The sequence below is a fragment of the Arthrobacter sp. E1SS-5 genome (assembly GCF_057073715.1).
The window spans coordinates 324,568-340,035 of sequence record NZ_CP172703.1 but is presented as its reverse complement, the minus strand read 5'-3'; the positions used below and the strand labels follow the sequence as shown (position 1 = coordinate 340,035).

Below are 15,468 nucleotides of genomic sequence, written 5' to 3'. Positions count from 1 at the left end.
GGTTACTCCATGCGACGAAAAGCGAAGGACTAAGGCGGCATTCTGCAGCGGCCTGCGGAATCTGTGTAGCGTCGTGACGACCCAAGGCATGGCAACCAGATGGAGGAGACCGCGGATGAGCCTCAGCGAACTGCGGGTGTTCGGCAGGTCGGGAACCCCCATCAGTCCCCTCACCCTGGGCACCATGAACTTCGGCGAAGGAACCGGCAGCCACAGCGCCCCGACCGGCGCGGATGAGAGCATCCGCATCATCCATGCCGCGCTGGACGCCGGCATCACGGCGATCGACACAGCGGACGTCTACTCCCAGGGCGAGTCTGAACAGGTGGTGGGCCGGGCGCTCCGCGGCCGCCGGGACGACGTCTTCCTGGCCACCAAGTTCCATGGCCAGATGAGCCTCAATCCGGCGCACTCCGGGAACTCCCGGCGCTGGATCACCCAGGCCGTGGAGGGCAGCCTGCGCCGGCTCCAGACAGACCGGATCGATCTCTACCAGGCGCACCGGCCGGACTACAACACCGACGTCCTGGAAACCATCACCACCCTCAATGACCTGATTCGCCAGGGCAAGATCCTCTACTACGGCACCTCGGTGTTCACCCCCGCGCAGCTTGTGGAGGCACAGTGGCTGGCTACCACCAACCACCTGATCCCGCCACTGGGCAACCAGGTCCCGTACTCCATGCTGGTCCGCGGCAACGAGCGGGACGTCCTGCCCATTGCCCAGCAGTACGGGCTGGGGGTTCTTGCCTACGGCCCGCTGGCGGGTGGCTGGCTCTCCGGCAGCTTCGTCCTGGAATCCGGCCAGCCGCCCACCCGGGTCCACACGCTTCCGGGCCGGTACGACATCTCCGGGCCCTCCAGCGAGCGGAAACTGCTTGCCGCGGACTCGTTGGCCCGGCTGGCGGACAAGCTGGAACTGTCCCTGGTGGACCTGGCCGTGGGCTTTGCCCTGACCCATCCCGCCATCAGCAGCGTGATCATCGGCCCGCGCAGCGAGGAACACCTTTCCGCCTACCTCCGCGCCGCGGACGTCCGGCTGGGCGAGTCCGTCCTGGACGCCATCGACGACCTGGTGCCGCCGGGCACCAACTTCGTGGAGCGGGATGCGGGCGCCATTGTCCCGTCCATCGAGTTCGCGGAATTACGACGGCGGTAGCCGGCTTTCCGGGGCCGTATCCAAGGTGGGGACAACCGGGGAAGCCGCGGGCCGCCGTCGTACCCCACCTAAGCCCACCCCACCGGCCTGCCTATGATGGCCGGGATGGAAACGCTGTTCACGGTAGGTCACGGTACCTCCTCCCAGGCGGACTTCACGGCGCTGCTGAGGAGCGCGGGGGTGACGTCGCTGGTGGACGTGCGGATTGGGCCGGGCAGCCGCAAGCATCCGCACTTCGGCAAGGACCTGATGGCGGAATGGCTGCCCACTGCGGGCATCGGTTACCGCTGGGAGAAACGGCTGGGCGGGTTCCGAAAGCTGCCCCCGGACTCCCCTGATACGGCCCTCCGCAATGAGTCGTTCCGCGCCTATGCAAGCTATATGCGCACCGGGGACTTCCTGGCCGCTGCTGAAGAACTCGTTGCCGGCTCCCAGGCGGCGCGGACCGCGATCATGTGCAGCGAAACCCTCTGGTGGCGCTGCCACCGCCGTCTCATCTCCGACCACTGCCTCCTGCTGGCCGGCCTGCCCGTTGAGCACCTGATGCCGCCCGGAAAGGCGGTGCCGCACGTTCCCACCAAGGGCGTGCGGGTACTGGAACACGAACTGCGCTACGACGTGGCCGGGTGACACCGTCGCGGCGGCCCCGGCCATAGTGGCACTGGAGCTATTGACTAACCGGTAGAACGCTCCTACGGTCGATACCGATACCGCCTCCCAGGGAAGCAGGGGCCCACCATGCCGATGTCAGATGAGGAGCGACGCCTGCTCAAGGAGCTGGAACTGGGACTCATCGCGGATGATCCCCATCTGGCCATGGAACTGTTGTCCGGTTATCCCGCGCGCCGTTTCCCCTCCGGCCTGCTTCCTGGAATGGCAGCGGCGCTGATCGGCGTTGTGCTCATTCTTGCCGGGGCAGGGCTACCGGCGCCCGGCGCGGTGGTGCTGGGAATTTTGCTGCTGGGGCTGGGCGCCTGCCTGCTGCTGGGCCCCACCGTGCTGGCCCGCAGCGCCGGACGCCAGCCCACCGGCTGAGAACTTTGACGCGGCGCGCGCCGGTGCCGGGCGGGGCCTTTTCGGCCGCGGCGTAAGGATGAACAGGCTGGCCAGTACGACGGCGGCGCCAAGCCAGCCAAGTGCCGGAAGGCGTTCGCCCACCACCAGCACCGCCAGGACGGCAGCCACCACGGTTTCGAGCAGGGAGATGCTGGTGGCCGTGCTCGCCCCGACCCGGGCCAGCCCCCAGCCGAACAGGAGATACCCGGCGAACATCGGGACTGCGGCCATGTAGGCGCCCACGCCGACGCTGCGCCAGGACTCCAGCAGCGGAGCGCCGGTCAGCGCGAGGACCGGCATCAGGAGGAGCCCGCCCACGCCGAAGACCGCCCCCATGGCGGCCCTGGCGGTGAGACCCTGGCCGGTCAGCCGGTGCGCTGCCCAGGAATACAGTGCATAGGTGGTTCCGGCCAGCAGCCCCAGGAGGATGCCCGCCGTCGAGGTCCATGGATCGGCGCCCAGGCCTGGTCCTGCCGAGGCGTGCCCAGCCAGGGACAGGAGGACTGCCCCGCCCACTCCCAGCAGGGCCCCCAAAATCCATTGCCGGCTCAGTGGTTTCCGGTCCGCGAAGCGTTCGATGAGGGCGGCCGCCACCGGGGCCGATCCGATCGAGACTACGGTGCCCACGGCCACTCCGGACAGGTGCATGGAGCTGTAGAAGGCCAGCGGATACACGGCCACCGCCACGGCGCCCAGCGAAACGAGGCGCCACCGCTCAAACAGGCTGCCGGCCTGGATCCTGATGTGCCGTGCGGCGTACAGACTCTGCAGCAGCCCGCCGAGCCCCATGGCAACGGCGCCGATAGCCAGCGGGCTCACGGCGGGGGCGAAGGTGGCGGCGGTCCCGGTGGTGCCCCAGAGGACCGACGCGGCCACCACGGCCAGGGCACCCTGGAGCTGAACCTTCGAGTGGCCTTGGGTGCTGCTCACAGGGCAGCCAGCAGATGCCCGGCGGTGAACCTGGCTACCAGGTCTGCCTTGGAGCTGCAGTTGTTGTAGAGGCTCTTCCTGGCCACGCGGCCAGTCTACCTACTCCCAGTTAGAGCCACGGCGGCTACCCGCTCTGGACCTTCGCCGTTTGGCCGAAGCTGAGCAGCACCTTGCCGGAGATGGTGGAATCCTTCGCTACCTCGAAGGCGCGCAGGGCGTCGGCAAGCGGGAATTCATGGGTGACGATGGGGCTGATGTGCAAGGAGCCGTCGGCGAGGGCGGCGATCACGTCATCGATCTCGTTGTTGAACCGGAACGAGCCTTTCAGGTCCAATTCGCGGGTGATTGCCAGCGAAATGGGCACCGGCTGCCCGCCGGTGGGCAGCAGCCCCACCATCACCACGGTGCCGCCGCGCACGGCGCCTCGGATGGCCGAGGCAAGTCCGTGATGGTTGCCGGAAGATTCGATCACGACGTCGGCCTCCACGGCGGCGATCGCTGCGGTGTCCGCAGCGTTGATGACCTGGTCCGCGCCGACGGCCGTGGCGATCTCCAGCGGCTTGGGATGGAGGTCGACGGCGGTGATCCGGGCGGCGCCGGAACGCTTCAGGACGGCAACGGCGAGGGCCCCGATGGGGCCGGCGCCGATGACCAGCGCGGTCTTTCCGCGGACGGAGCCGGCGCGGGAGACTCCGTGCCAGGCGACCGATGCAGGCTCGATCAGCGCCGCCGTGCGGAGGTTCATGCCCTCCGGAAGGGGCCGGAGCATCCGCACCGGCAGGGTGACGTACCGGCTGAAGGCGCCGTCCGTGTGCGGGTAGCGGGCGGCGCTGCCCAGATAGGTGCATCCCGGTGAGAGGTTGGGCCGGTCGGCCGGATATTTCGCAGCGCCGGGGCCCGGCGTTGCGGGGTGGACAGCGACGCCGGTGCCGGCTTGGGGGCCCGCACCGTTGGCTGCCGGGCGCACCACCACGCCGGAGATCTCGTGGCCCAGGACCAGCGGCGCCTTGAGGATGGACTCCCCCGCGGCGCCGTGCAGCCAGTAGTGCAGGTCCGACCCGCAGATGCCGCCGTACCGGACCTCCACCACAGCTTCATCGGACTCCGGTTGGGGCAGCGGCACCTCGTCGATGCGCAGGTCACCGGCGGCGTGCGCCACCAAGGCCGGGCCGGTTGCCGGGAGTTCTTCAGTCATTGCAGCCACTAGACCACCACCGTCATTCCGCCATCGATGAAGATGGTTTGTCCGTTCACGAAGTTGGAGCCGTCAGAGGCCAGCCACACCACAGGACCGGCCAGGTCCTCCACCGTGCCCCAGCGGTGCGCTGGCGTCCGGCCCAGGATCCAGGAGTTGAAGTCCTCGTCGTCCACCAGGTTCTGCGTCATCTCGGTGTGGATGTAGCCCGGCGCAACCGCATTGATCTGCAGCCCTGATGCGGCCCACTCTGCCGTCATGGCACGCGTGAGGTTCCGCAACCCGCCCTTAGCCGCGATGTACGGGGCGATCGTGGGGCGGGCCAGATCCGTCTGGACCGAGCAGATGTTGATGATCTTGCCCCGGCCGCGGCCGATCATGTGCCGGGCCGCTTCCCGGCCCACCAGGAAGGCACTGGTGAGGTCAGTGGAGAGGACGCGTTCCCAGTCCGCGACGTCCAGATCCAGCATGGGCACCCGGTGCTGGATGCCGGCGTTGTTCACCAGGATCTCCAGCGGACCCACGTTCTCCTCGACCCACAGGATGCTCCGGGCCGCAGCGTGGTCATCAGTCACGTCGAAGGCGACGCTGTGGATGCGGCCCGGCGGGAATTCCTGGGCCAGCGCGTCTTCAGCAGCCTTGAGCCGCTCCCCGTTCACACCGTTCAGCACCACCTTGGCACCGGCCTCCGCCAATGCCCGCGCCAAGGCCGAACCGATTCCCCGGCTCGAACCCGTCACCAGGGCAACCCGCCCGGTGAGATCAAAAAGCCCTGTCATGTTGTGGCTACTTCCTGTCGTGGTCGTTCAGCATCTGCTGCGCAGGTACCCCTGGGTTAATTAGAACGGTCCTGGTGGGTCGATGGCGCTTTCGGTGGCAATTGTGCCTGCAACCCGCACCCAGGGAACCGGGAATTAGTTGCGCCCGTCCGGCGTTGTCGATCTGTTCAGAACAATCTGGGCACGGAAATCCTGGACAGGAGAACACACCACATGTCAGTTGACTACGACGCTCCGCGGGTGACTCCCGAGGAAGAGCCGAATGTCGCCCTGGAGGAGCTGAAGTCCGATAAGTCCGGCCGCCGGGAGGCTGCTCCCGACCTGGACGAAACGGACCTCGCGGACAGCTTTGAGCTGCCCGGCGCAGACCTCTCCAACGAGGAACTCCTCATTCAGGTGGTCCCGGTGCAGGCAGACGAATTCACCTGTATGTCCTGCTTCCTGGTCCACCACCGCAGCCAGTTGGCGCGGGAGAAGGACGGCAAGAAGTACTGCAAGGAATGTGAGGGCTAGCAGGGCCTTTCGCGAATGCGGGCCCCAGCATTTGACCCCGCTTGCACCTGACGCCGCGTCAGGTCCTACGGTTGCGGTATGGAGGAACTGGAAGAACCCCGCTGGAGTACCGGTGAGCTGTCCGCGGCCACGGGCGTAACCGTCAGGGCGCTGCACCACTACGACAGCATAGGGCTGCTCCAGGCAAGCACCCGGACCGGCGCAGGGCACCGCCGCTATACAGAGCGGGACCTCCGGCGGCTCTACGGCATCCGGACGCTGCGGAGCCTGGGTGTGCCACTGGGTGACATCGCCACGGTGCTGGACGGTGCCGGCACAGGTCCGGACGCCCTGCAAAGGCTGTTGCGGCGGCAGCTCGATGCCCTGGCCGGGCAGGTCCTGCAGCTGGAAGAGCTCCAGCGGACCATCAGGGATCTGCTCGAGCGCCTCAACGGCACTGCGGCTAATGCCTCCGCTGGCTTCATGACCGTTTTGGAGAGGATGAGCATGTTTGAGAACTACTTCACCGAGGACCAGCGCCGGGAACTCGACGAGCGGCGCAGCCTGCTGGGCCAGGAGGCAACGGACGAGACTCGGACAGAGTGGGTCGGCCTGGTGGAGGAAGGCCTTCGCCAGGTCGACGGCGGGATCCCCGCCGGCAGCCCCGAGGCAAGGGATCTGGTGCGCCGCTGGGACGAACTGGGCTCCCGGTTCCACGGCAGCGAGGGTACCAAAGCGGCCGCCCGGGCCATGTGGAATGACAACAGCGTCCAACTCAGCCAGGCCCTGCCGTGGACTGCCGGCCAGCTGCAGGCACTGATGACGCATTTGCAGGCTGCACGCGACGCCGGCTGAGGGCTGCTGCCCTGGCTGGCTGGGTTGCCGGACTGGCAGGCTTCCCTAGCTGACCAGCACCTGCGTGGCAGACTCCTTCAGCTTGCCGTTGGCCCACTTCATCTGGCGGATGGTCTGGGGGTGGCACTTCTCGGCCAAGGCGAGGAGGTCCTTGTCCTTCTTCCCTTGGGCTGCCTGGGCCAGCAGTTCCCAGTCCGCCGATACCCCGCAGGCCTTCAGGTAGAGCTCCCGCAGATCACGCAGCAGCAGCATGCCGGTTTCGGGGCGCCGGCCCACCATCTCGCTGCCCTTTTCGCGAATGGTTTCCATCAGCCCCATTTCGCCGCGCGGTTCAGGATCCAGGTCCAGGCCGTAGTTCTTGCCCATGGCCGCGATGTCCCGCACGTGTTGCTGGGACCAGCGCGCCAGGTCCCGGGCCAGATGGTAAATCTCATGGTCCACCTTGTGCCGCTCCGAGATGGTCAGCAGGTGGTGCGCCAGATCGTTCTCGGAGCGGTGCATTTCCTCAAGTACAAGCCCGAATTTCATCGTGCGCCTCCTGCCATCTCCGGAGCCTCATCGGCCATCGCGGACGGGATGCCCTTCGTCGCGGCTTCCTCCGGGAAGCTACCAACGGGAGCCGAGGCTGTGGTGGTGGGCGCCAATGACGGACCATCGCCGGCGGAAACCCTGGTGATGCGTGCCGCCGCCGTCTTGAAAATGGGCTGCTTGGATGCTGCATCCCAGTCGGTGATGGTCAGCTCGTTCGCGGCCCGCCCTGCCCCGTCCGGCTGATGGCCGCCGTCGGTGTCCCAGTAGCCGTAATGGAAGGGCAGGAACAGCACCCCGCTGCGGATGCCGCTGATCCGCACCTTGGCACGGACGGAACCGCGGGGTGTCTCCACTTCCGCAAGGTCCCCCTCGGAAATCCCGTAAGCGCCGGCGTCGTCCGCTGACAACTCAACCCAAACGTCAGGCGCGGCTGCCTGAAGCTCAGGTGCCCTGCCCGTCTTGGTGCGGGTGTGGAACTGGTAGAGCGTGCGGCCGGTGATGAGCTGGAGCGGAAAGTCCTGGCTGGGCAGCTCGTGCGGCGGCATGTACTCGGCGGCCTTGATGATGGCTTTGCCCTCCGGGTTGAGGGCTTTGTACTCGGACGGGTCCACGGGCGCGCCGGTGATGAGGTCACGGCCGTAGGTCTCGCAGTACTCCGGGTGCGCCCAGAACTTCCCGTCGGCATAGATCCGCTCCGTGCCGTCCGGGTTCTCCTCGTTGCACGGCCACTGGATGCCCGAGCCGCCCCGCAGCTTTTCATAGGTGATGCCCGTGTAGTCGCAGGGCCGCCCGCGGGTGCATTCCTTCCAGGCCTCAAAGGCGGACTCGGGATCATGCCACTTGATCAGCGGCTGACCGTCCTTGTCCTGCAGGCCCATCCTGTGGGCGTAGTCGATGAAGATCGCCAGGTCCGGGCGGGCCTCCCCTGGCGGGTCCACGGCCTTCTCCGAAAGGTGGACGGTGCGGTCCACGTTGGTGAAGGTCCCCGTCTTCTCACCCCACGTGGCCGCGGGGAGCACAACGTCCGCGAGCTGGGCGGTCTCGGACAGGAAGATGTCCTGCACCACCAGGAACAGCCGCTCCTGTTCCAGGATGCCGCGGATACGTGCCAGCTCGGGCAGCGAGACCGCCGGGTTGGTGCCGCTGACCCACAGCATCCGGATGGAGCCGTCCTCCACATATCGCATCATCTGCATGACGTGGGTGGGCGGGGAGTAGTGCGGGATGGACATGGGGTCGATGTTCCAGACGCGTGCCAGGTCCTTGATGTGCGCATCGTTGGACCAGTTCCGGAAGGCGGCCAGGTCGCCGTCGGCCCCGCACTCGCGGGTGTTTTCCGCCGTGGGCTGGCCGTTCATCTGCAGGATGCCGCAGCCGGGCTTGCCCAGCATGCCGCGGATGATGTGCACGTTGTTGACCTGGACCGCGGCGGCGGTGGCCTGGTTGGACTGGTAGAAGCCCTGCAGGACGGTGGACAGCAGTCGCTCCGCGTGGCCGATGATGCTGGCCGCCTCCTGGATCTGCTGCGCCGGAACACCGCAGATCTCCGCCACCAGGGCCGGCGGGTAGTTCTTGACCTCTTTTTCAAGCTCGGAGAACCCCACCGTGTGCGCCTGGATGTACTCCTGGTCCACCCAGCCGTTGGAGATGATCTCGTGCAGGATGCCGTTCATCAGCGCCACGTTGGTGCCCGGCCGTGGGGCCAGGTGCAGCGTGGCGGCCTTGGCCACGGGTGTCATGCGGGGGTCCACGCAGATGATCTTGGGTGGGTTGGGCCCGGCGAGGCGGTCCAGCATCCTGGTCCACAGGACGGTTTGGGTCTCCGCCACGTTATGCCCGTAAAGGGCGATCACGTCAGCGTGGTCAACGTCCGTGTAGGAGCCGGGCTGGCCGTCGCAGCCGAACGATTCCTTCAGCGCCTCACCCGCGGTGGCCGTGCACAGCCTGGTATTGCCGTCCACGTGGTTGGTGCCGATCCCGCCGTGCGCAATCGCGCCCAGGGTGTAGTACTCCTCGGAGAAGAGCTGCCCCGTGGTGTAGAAGCCGAGTGCACTGGGCCCCTGTTCGGCCAGCAGCGCCTTGGACCTATCCACGATGCGCTGCATAGCGGTGTCCCAGTCCGTCTCCACCAGTTTGCCGCCCTCGCGGATGAGGGGCTTGGTGAGCCGGTCCGGGGAGGCGTTGGCCTGCCACCCGTACAGGTCCTTGGGGCCCAGGCGGCCGTGGTTGACGCGGTCCACGGCGCGTCCCCGCACCCCGACGATCCTGTTGTCCTTGACGGCGATATCCATGGCATCACCGTTGGAGTGGAGGAGCGACGCCGTCTGGACCCACCGATCCACATCCTCCGCGGCCACCCCCTCGGCCAGGTGGGTGTCCACCCTGACCGGCCAATCACCGCCGCTGCCGTACGGCGTCCTTGTCCCCCATGGTTCAGCTATTCGGTCAATCCGAGCCATCTGTCCATCTCCTGTCCGGAACCGGCGGGCAGCGTCGAAACGACGTTGTCCCTACCGGTTCCTGTACCCAGGAGGGGCCGCTGGTAACAGGGGTTTTTGTGCCGGCTGGGAGAGGCGGTGCTGGTCAGGCCTGTTTGGCCGGCGACAGCGCGTTGGCAGGCTTGTCCTGCAGCGGACGCCGCGCCAGCCAGGCAGCCACGATGGCGCCGGAGACGTTGTGCCACAGCGAGAAGACGGCGGACGGGAGGGCTGCCAGCGGGGTGAAGTGCGCGGTGGCCAGGGTCGCGGCAAGGCCGGAATTCTGCATGCCCACCTCGAAGGCGAGGGCCCGGCGGGCCTTGTCGTCCAGGCGGCCCAGCTTGCCGGCCAGGTAGCCCAGGCCCAGCCCGAAGCCGTTGTGCAGCACCACGGCGAGGAACACGATGGCCCCGGCGCTGATGATCTTGCTGGCGCTGCCGGCCACCACGATGGCCACGATCAGGGAGATTACGACGGCGGACGCCCACGGCAGTGCCGGCAGCACCTTCGCGACGAGCTTCTTGAGGAACAGCCGGGCAAGGAGGCCGGCGATCACCGGCAGCAGCACGGTCTTGACGATGTCCCCCACCATGCCGGCGGCGTCGATCTGGAGGTAGGAACCTGCCAGGAACAGGACCAGCAGCGGGGTGACGATCGGGGCGATCAGGGTGGAAACGGAGGCAACTGCCACGGAGAGCGCAACATCGCCCTTGGCCAGGAAGGCCATCACGTTGGAGGCGGTTCCGGAAGGCGCGCAGCCCACCAGGATGACCCCGACGGCCAGCTCCGGCTCAAGGTTGAGGGCCCCGGCGATCAGCCAGCCGGCGCCGGGCATGATGATGTAGTGCGCCACGATTCCCAGCGCCACGGCCCACGGGCGCTTGGCCACGGCGGCGAAGTCAGGCGGTGTCAGGGTCAAACCCATGCAGAACATGATGATGCCCAGCAGGTACGGCACGCTGGGCGCGATGGGCTTGAAGACTCCGGGGAGCAGGAAGCCAATAATGCCTGCGACAACCACCAGGATGGGGAATACGGTCACCGCGATGCGGGCGATTTTGCTTTCCGCTTCGAGCGCGGGGTTGACGGGTGTCCCGTCCGAATTCTGGGGTTTAGTTGCCTCAAGCATCCAATAATGGTGGCACTGTCCTATAGGATTCCGCCAATTGATGACCGTGAACGGTAACAACGGCGGAATCCCCACGACCCCTCAACGTTGGGGCCGCGGGGATCACTGCGTCAGAGCTGCCGCCGAAGCTCCGTCTTCCGGATCTTGCCGCTGGCCGTACGCGGCATGTCCGCCACCACCACCAACGACTTGGGAATCTTGTAGCGCGCCAGTCGGCCGTCCAGGAAGCCGCGCAGCTCCTCCGCAGTCAGCGATTCACCCTCACGCAGGGTCACGATGGCCTGCGGCACCTCGCCCCACTTATCGTCGCTGACGCCGATCACGGCCACGCTGCCCACGGCGCTGTGCTCCGAGATGACGGCTTCCACCTCGGCCGGGTAGATATTCTCGCCGCCGGAAATGATCATGTCCTTGAGCCGGTCCGAGACGAACAGGAAGCCTTCCTCATCCCGGTAGCCCATGTCGCCCGAGCGGAACCAGGCGCCGTCCGCGTAACTGCCGGCTGTGGCTTCCGGCCGGTTCCAGTACTCCTTGATGACGTTGGGGCCGGAGATCTGGATTTCCCCCACCTCGCCCTGGGCCACCGCGCCGCCCATGGGATCGGCAATGCGGACGTCAGTGAAGAAGTGGGGCAGTCCTGCCGAGCCGGCCTTGTCCCGGGACCGTTCCACGGGCAGCATGGTGACGCCGGGGGCTGTTTCGGTCATGCCGTAGCAGCTGGTGAAGCCGATGCCGCGGTCCTCGTACGCGTCCAGGACACGCCGGGGTATGGCCGATCCGCCGCAGGTCAGCTTGTCCAGCGAGCCGAGGTCTGCAGCCGCCCAGCCCGGATGCTCGCAGAGCAGCTGGAACGTGGTGGGCACCCCGTTGAGGGAGGTGACCTTGTGTTCCTGGATCAGTTCCAAAGCCTTGGCGGGATCGAACTTGGCTTCAAGGACCACGGTGGCGCCCTTCAGGAGCATCGGGAGCAGGCCCATGTCCAGGGATGCCACATGGAACAGCGGCGAGATCATCAGCGCCACGTCGTTGCGGTTGACGTCCACGTCCACGATGGTGTTGATGCAGTTCCAGGTGATGTTCCCATGGGTCAGCAACGCACCCTTGGGCTTGCCCGTGGTCCCGGAGGTATAGAGGATCATTGCCGCATCGTCATGGCTCACCGGCACATCGGGATGGTCCGGCGCTGCCGCCTGCAGTGCCTCCTCGTAGCTTTCAGGCACGGCTTGGCGTTCGACGGCGGCCGGTGCGGCCGCTGTGGGAGGTTCCGTCCCGCCGTCGGGCGCTATGACGAAGCGGTGGGTCACCGCAGTCTCCTGCACGGCGGCGGCGGCTTGCGCCTCAAGTCCGCCGGCGTTGACCAGGAGCCTGGCACCGGAATCCTGCAGCTGGAACTGGAGTTCCGGTGGTGCGAGCCGGGTGTTGAGCGGCACGAAGATGGCACCCAGGAGGCCGCAGGCGAAGAACGTCTCCACGAAGGAAGGATGGTTCTCCCCCAAGTAAGCCACCCGGCCTCCCTTCGCCACTCCCCTGTCCCGGAGGGCGTTGGCCAAACGGTCGGCCCGTTCGGCGAGCTCTTCGTAGCTCAGGGTGCCGGTTCCGGACACGAGGGCCGTCTTGGCACCTGATTTCCGGCGGCGCCGGTGCAGCCAGGAACCAACTCCGTTGTTGTCCATGGTTCTCCTAACGGACCGTGGTGAGGTCGTTGTTCTTAGATTCCCGCGTCAGGGCGATGAAGACAATCGAGACGAGGGCCATGACGGACAGGAACACCACCACCGGGAGGATGTTCTGGCCGGAATCCTTGTAGAGCCCGGCGATGATGCCCGGGGTGAAGCCTGCGCCGATGAGGGTGGCCAGCTGGTAGCCCACCGCGGCGCCGGTGTAGCGGGAGGTGGTGCCGAACTGTTCGGACACGAACGCGGCCAGCGGTCCGTAGAGGCTTGAGTGCAGGATCAGCGCCACGGTGAAGGCCACGAAAACCATCCCCACGTTGCCGGAACCGAGCATGCCGAACATGGGGAAGAGATAGGCGATGAACAGTGCCAGGCCGGCGATCATCACCGGCCGGCGCCCGAAACGGTCCGAAAGGCGGCCGCCCAGCAGGACGAAAACGATGGAGATGGCCGAGGCTCCGGCGAAGGCGTAGAGCACCCCCTGCTGCGGTGCACCCTTGGAGACGGCGTAGGTCACCGAGAACGTGGGCAGCACCACCTGCAGGCCGAACCCAGCCGCGCCGGCGAACATGATCATGATTAGTGCCTTGGGCCGGCGGAGCACGTCCAGCAGCGGGATCTTGCGCTTGGCGCCCTGTGCTTCTTCCTTGGCCACGGCCTCGGCGAAGATAGGGCTTTCGGAAACCCGGAGGCGGACGAACATGCCCACGATGAGGAGCACGAAGGACAGCAGGAACGGCACGCGCCAGCCCCAGGCCAGGAAGGCGTCCTGCGGCAGGGCCGAGAAGGCGCCCATCACCAGGGTGCCCAGCACGGCGCCGGTGGGCGCCCCGGCGTTGACGAACGACGCCGCGAAGCCGCGCCGTTTCGGGTCCGAGTGTTCCAGCGCCATGAGCGCGGCCCCGCCCCATTCACCGCCGACGGCGATGCCCTGGCAGACCCGCAGGAGCACCAGGATGACGGCGCCCCAAGGTCCGATCACACTCGAACCGGGGATCAGGCCAATGAGGGTGGACGCGATGCCCATCATGGCCATGGAGATGATCAACATCCCCTTGCGGCCCACCTTGTCGCCGAAGTGGCCAAAGATCATCCCGCCCAGCGGCCTGGCCACGTACCCGGCAGCAAAGGTGGCGTAGGCGGCGACGACGCCCACCCATTCATCCGTGCCGGCGAAGAAGACCTTGGGGAAGGCCACTGCTGCGGCCGTGGCGTAGAGCAGGAAGTCGTAGAACTCGATGGTGCTGCCCAGATAGCTGGACAGGATGACCGTGCGCGCTTCCTTGCGCTTGGCGGCCGTGCCCGCGGGTGCGAGCGTGGTGTGTCCGGACATGGCTGTTCCTAAAGACGGAGGAATGTGGGGTTTTGGGGTTGCCTGAGGCGGCGGCGCCGGAGGGCGCCGCCTGGGGTGGGAACTGTTGATCCTTCTAGGAGCGGCTTACTTGTAGAAGCGGGCTACTTGTAGAAGCGGGCCAGGAATTCGGCGACGACGGCCGGGCGTTCCTGGCCTTCGATTTCGATGGTGGCGTTGACCTTGATCTGGGCGCCGCCCTTGACCTCGGTGACGTCGGCGATGGTGGCCTGCATGCGGACCTTGGAGCCCACCTTCACCGGAGAGGTGAAGCGGACCTTGTCCAGGCCGTAGTTCACCTTGGTGGTAACGCCTTCGACGTCGAACAGCTCGCCCCAGAACGGGATGATCAGGGAGAGCGTGAGGAAGCCGTGGGCGATAGGGGCGCCGAACGGGCCCTCCTTGGCGCGTTCGGGGTCGGTGTGGATCCACTGCTGGTCATCGGTGGCGTCCGCGAACAGGTTGATCTGGTCCTGGGTGATCTGGCGGTAGTCGGTGGTGCCGAGGTCCTTGCCGGACAGGGTGAGCAGGGTGTCGAAATCGACCACGAGATTGGGCATCTTTGCCTCCTGGATGGGTGTGTGGTTGTGGTGCTGTGCAGGTGTTGCAGGGCTTAGCGTGTGAAGGCACTTTCGCCGGTGAGGGCGCGGCCGATGATGAGGGCGTTGATCTCGTGGGTGCCCTCGTAGGAGTAGACGGCTTCGGCGTCGGCGTGGAAACGCGCGACGTCGGCTGCCAGGGTGATGCCGTTGCCGCCCACCACTTCGCGGGCCAGGGCTACGGTGTCGCGCATGAACAGGGACGTTTGCATCTTGGCCAGGGCGGAGTCCTGGTCGCGGTAGATGCCTTTTGCCTGCTGCTCGGTAAGCCGGACCACCAGGGAGAGGCTGGCGGTGACGTTGCCGAGCATGCGGGCCAGTTTCTCCTGGACCAGCTGGAAGGACCCGAGGGTCCGGCCGAACTGCCGGCGTTCGTTGACGTATGCGAGGGCCGCCTCGAAGGCGCCCGCGGCGATGCCGGTGGCGATCCAGGCCACGTCCGAGCGCATGGCCCGGAGCATTGCCGCCACATCCCGGAAGGAGTTCACGTTGTGCAGGCGCATGGCCTCGGGGACGCGGACGCCGGTGAGGGTGATGTGGGCGTTCTGCATCATCCGCAGCGAGGTCTTGCCGTGGATCTTCTCCAGGCTGACGCCGTCGGCTGTGCGCGCCACCAGGAAGGCCTTAACCTGCCCGTCGGCGGTGTCCCGGGCGAATACCGCGAGGACGTCCGCGGTGGCCGCGCCGCCGATCCAGCGCTTGGCGCCGTCCAGGACCCAGCTTCCGTCGGCCTCGCGCCTGGCTGTGGTGGAGAGTCCGCCGGCGATGTCCGATCCGGACTCGGGTTCGGTCAGCGAGAAGACGCCTTTGAGCGAGAAATCGATGACTTTGGGCATCCATTCGGCCTGCTGTTCCGCCGAGGCACCAATGCGGATGGCTGTCCGGAACAGGCCGGCCTGGGCGGTGTACCAGGTGGCAAGCGAGGCGTCCGTGCGGGCAAGCTCGAAGATCCGGAAGCCCTGGTAGATCCCGCGGGCCGGGCTGCGTTCTGCACCCGCGGCGCCAGCGAGTTCGGCGGGTTCCATCAGGTCCAGGTCGATCAGCGGCCGGGCCAGCTGCTCCGGAAACTCCCCGCGTTCCCAGTACTCGGCCAGCAGGGGCTTGGCTTCGGAGTCGAGGAAGCTGCGCAGCCGCGCGAGCACCCGGCGCTCCTCCGGCGTGAGGAGGGACTCGGCGTCGTACCAGTCCGATGCCTGGTACAGCCGGGCATCCACGGCGCGTTCCGCCGTCGTGGTTCCCATC

15 protein-coding genes are annotated in these 15,468 nt (G+C 66.9%); 5 read left to right on the top strand and 10 right to left on the bottom strand.

The features are described 5' to 3' along the window. Positions 1-115 precede the first annotated feature (115 nt). From ACIGJD_RS01710 to ACIGJD_RS01700, 3 genes are all read left to right on the top strand, one after another. Positions 116-1,159, top strand: coding sequence for an aldo/keto reductase (locus ACIGJD_RS01710; protein ID WP_483688019.1), 1,044 nt, complete (start codon positions 116-118; stop codon positions 1,157-1,159). A 105-nt stretch (positions 1,160-1,264) separates the two neighbouring features. Then, positions 1,265-1,789: a DUF488 domain-containing protein gene (locus tag ACIGJD_RS01705; protein ID WP_483688018.1), complete on the top strand. Its 525-nt coding sequence runs from the start codon at positions 1,265-1,267 to the stop codon at positions 1,787-1,789. A 108-nt stretch (positions 1,790-1,897) separates the two neighbouring features. Next, the gene (locus tag ACIGJD_RS01700; RefSeq protein ID WP_483688017.1) at positions 1,898-2,194 is read left to right on the top strand and encodes a DUF3040 domain-containing protein; all 297 of its coding nucleotides are present in this window, start codon (positions 1,898-1,900) and stop codon (positions 2,192-2,194) included. Here ACIGJD_RS01700 and ACIGJD_RS01695 read toward each other — a convergent pair. The 3 genes from ACIGJD_RS01695 to ACIGJD_RS01685 form a co-directional block, all read right to left on the bottom strand. Continuing rightward, positions 2,081-3,145 (bottom strand): DMT family transporter, encoded by a 1,065-nt coding sequence (locus tag ACIGJD_RS01695; RefSeq protein WP_483688016.1) that lies wholly within the window; start codon positions 3,143-3,145, stop codon positions 2,081-2,083. The genes ACIGJD_RS01700 and ACIGJD_RS01695 overlap by 114 nt on opposite strands. Before the next feature lie 124 nt (positions 3,146-3,269). Then, positions 3,270-4,340 (bottom strand): L-idonate 5-dehydrogenase, encoded by a 1,071-nt coding sequence (locus ACIGJD_RS01690; protein WP_483688015.1) that lies wholly within the window; start codon positions 4,338-4,340, stop codon positions 3,270-3,272. A gap of 8 nt (positions 4,341-4,348) precedes the next feature. After that, on the bottom strand, positions 4,349-5,119 hold the full coding sequence (locus tag ACIGJD_RS01685) for an SDR family oxidoreductase (protein WP_483688014.1): 771 nt from the start codon (positions 5,117-5,119) through the stop codon (positions 4,349-4,351). A gap of 213 nt (positions 5,120-5,332) precedes the next feature. Between ACIGJD_RS01685 and ACIGJD_RS01680 the strand changes: the two genes are divergently transcribed. Continuing rightward, a complete protein-coding gene (locus ACIGJD_RS01680; RefSeq protein WP_141944270.1) occupies positions 5,333-5,632 on the top strand; it encodes a DUF4193 domain-containing protein in 300 nt (99 codons plus the stop codon). A 78-nt stretch (positions 5,633-5,710) separates the two neighbouring features. Continuing rightward, on the top strand, positions 5,711-6,466 hold the full coding sequence (locus ACIGJD_RS01675) for a MerR family transcriptional regulator (protein ID WP_483688013.1): 756 nt from the start codon (positions 5,711-5,713) through the stop codon (positions 6,464-6,466). A 45-nt stretch (positions 6,467-6,511) separates the two neighbouring features. Here ACIGJD_RS01675 and ACIGJD_RS01670 read toward each other — a convergent pair whose 3' ends face one another. From ACIGJD_RS01670 to ACIGJD_RS01640, 7 genes are all read right to left on the bottom strand, one after another. Beyond that, positions 6,512-6,994 carry a hypothetical protein gene (locus tag ACIGJD_RS01670; RefSeq protein WP_142131448.1) on the bottom strand — a complete coding sequence of 161 codons (483 nt, stop codon included), beginning with the start codon at positions 6,992-6,994 and terminating at the stop codon, positions 6,512-6,514. Next, positions 6,991-9,456, bottom strand: coding sequence for a molybdopterin oxidoreductase family protein (locus ACIGJD_RS01665; RefSeq protein ID WP_483688012.1), 2,466 nt, complete (start codon positions 9,454-9,456; stop codon positions 6,991-6,993). Before ACIGJD_RS01665 ends, ACIGJD_RS01670 begins: the two co-directional genes overlap by 4 nt. 124 nt (positions 9,457-9,580) lie before the next feature. Beyond that, complete coding sequence (locus ACIGJD_RS01660; protein ID WP_483688011.1) at positions 9,581-10,603, bottom strand: bile acid:sodium symporter family protein; 1,023 nt, start codon at positions 10,601-10,603, stop codon at positions 9,581-9,583. A 110-nt stretch (positions 10,604-10,713) separates the two neighbouring features. Then, a complete protein-coding gene (locus tag ACIGJD_RS01655; RefSeq protein ID WP_483688010.1) occupies positions 10,714-12,276 on the bottom strand; it encodes an acyl-CoA synthetase in 1,563 nt (520 codons plus the stop codon). Between the two features lie 7 nt (positions 12,277-12,283). Next, complete coding sequence (locus tag ACIGJD_RS01650; protein WP_483688009.1) at positions 12,284-13,609, bottom strand: MFS transporter; 1,326 nt, start codon at positions 13,607-13,609, stop codon at positions 12,284-12,286. A gap of 122 nt (positions 13,610-13,731) precedes the next feature. Further along, positions 13,732-14,187 (bottom strand): MaoC family dehydratase, encoded by a 456-nt coding sequence (locus tag ACIGJD_RS01645; RefSeq protein WP_483688008.1) that lies wholly within the window; start codon positions 14,185-14,187, stop codon positions 13,732-13,734. 53 nt (positions 14,188-14,240) lie between these two features. Continuing rightward, a complete protein-coding gene (locus tag ACIGJD_RS01640) occupies positions 14,241-15,467 on the bottom strand; it encodes an acyl-CoA dehydrogenase family protein (protein WP_483688007.1) in 1,227 nt (408 codons plus the stop codon). Between the last annotated feature and the right edge of the window lies 1 nt (position 15,468).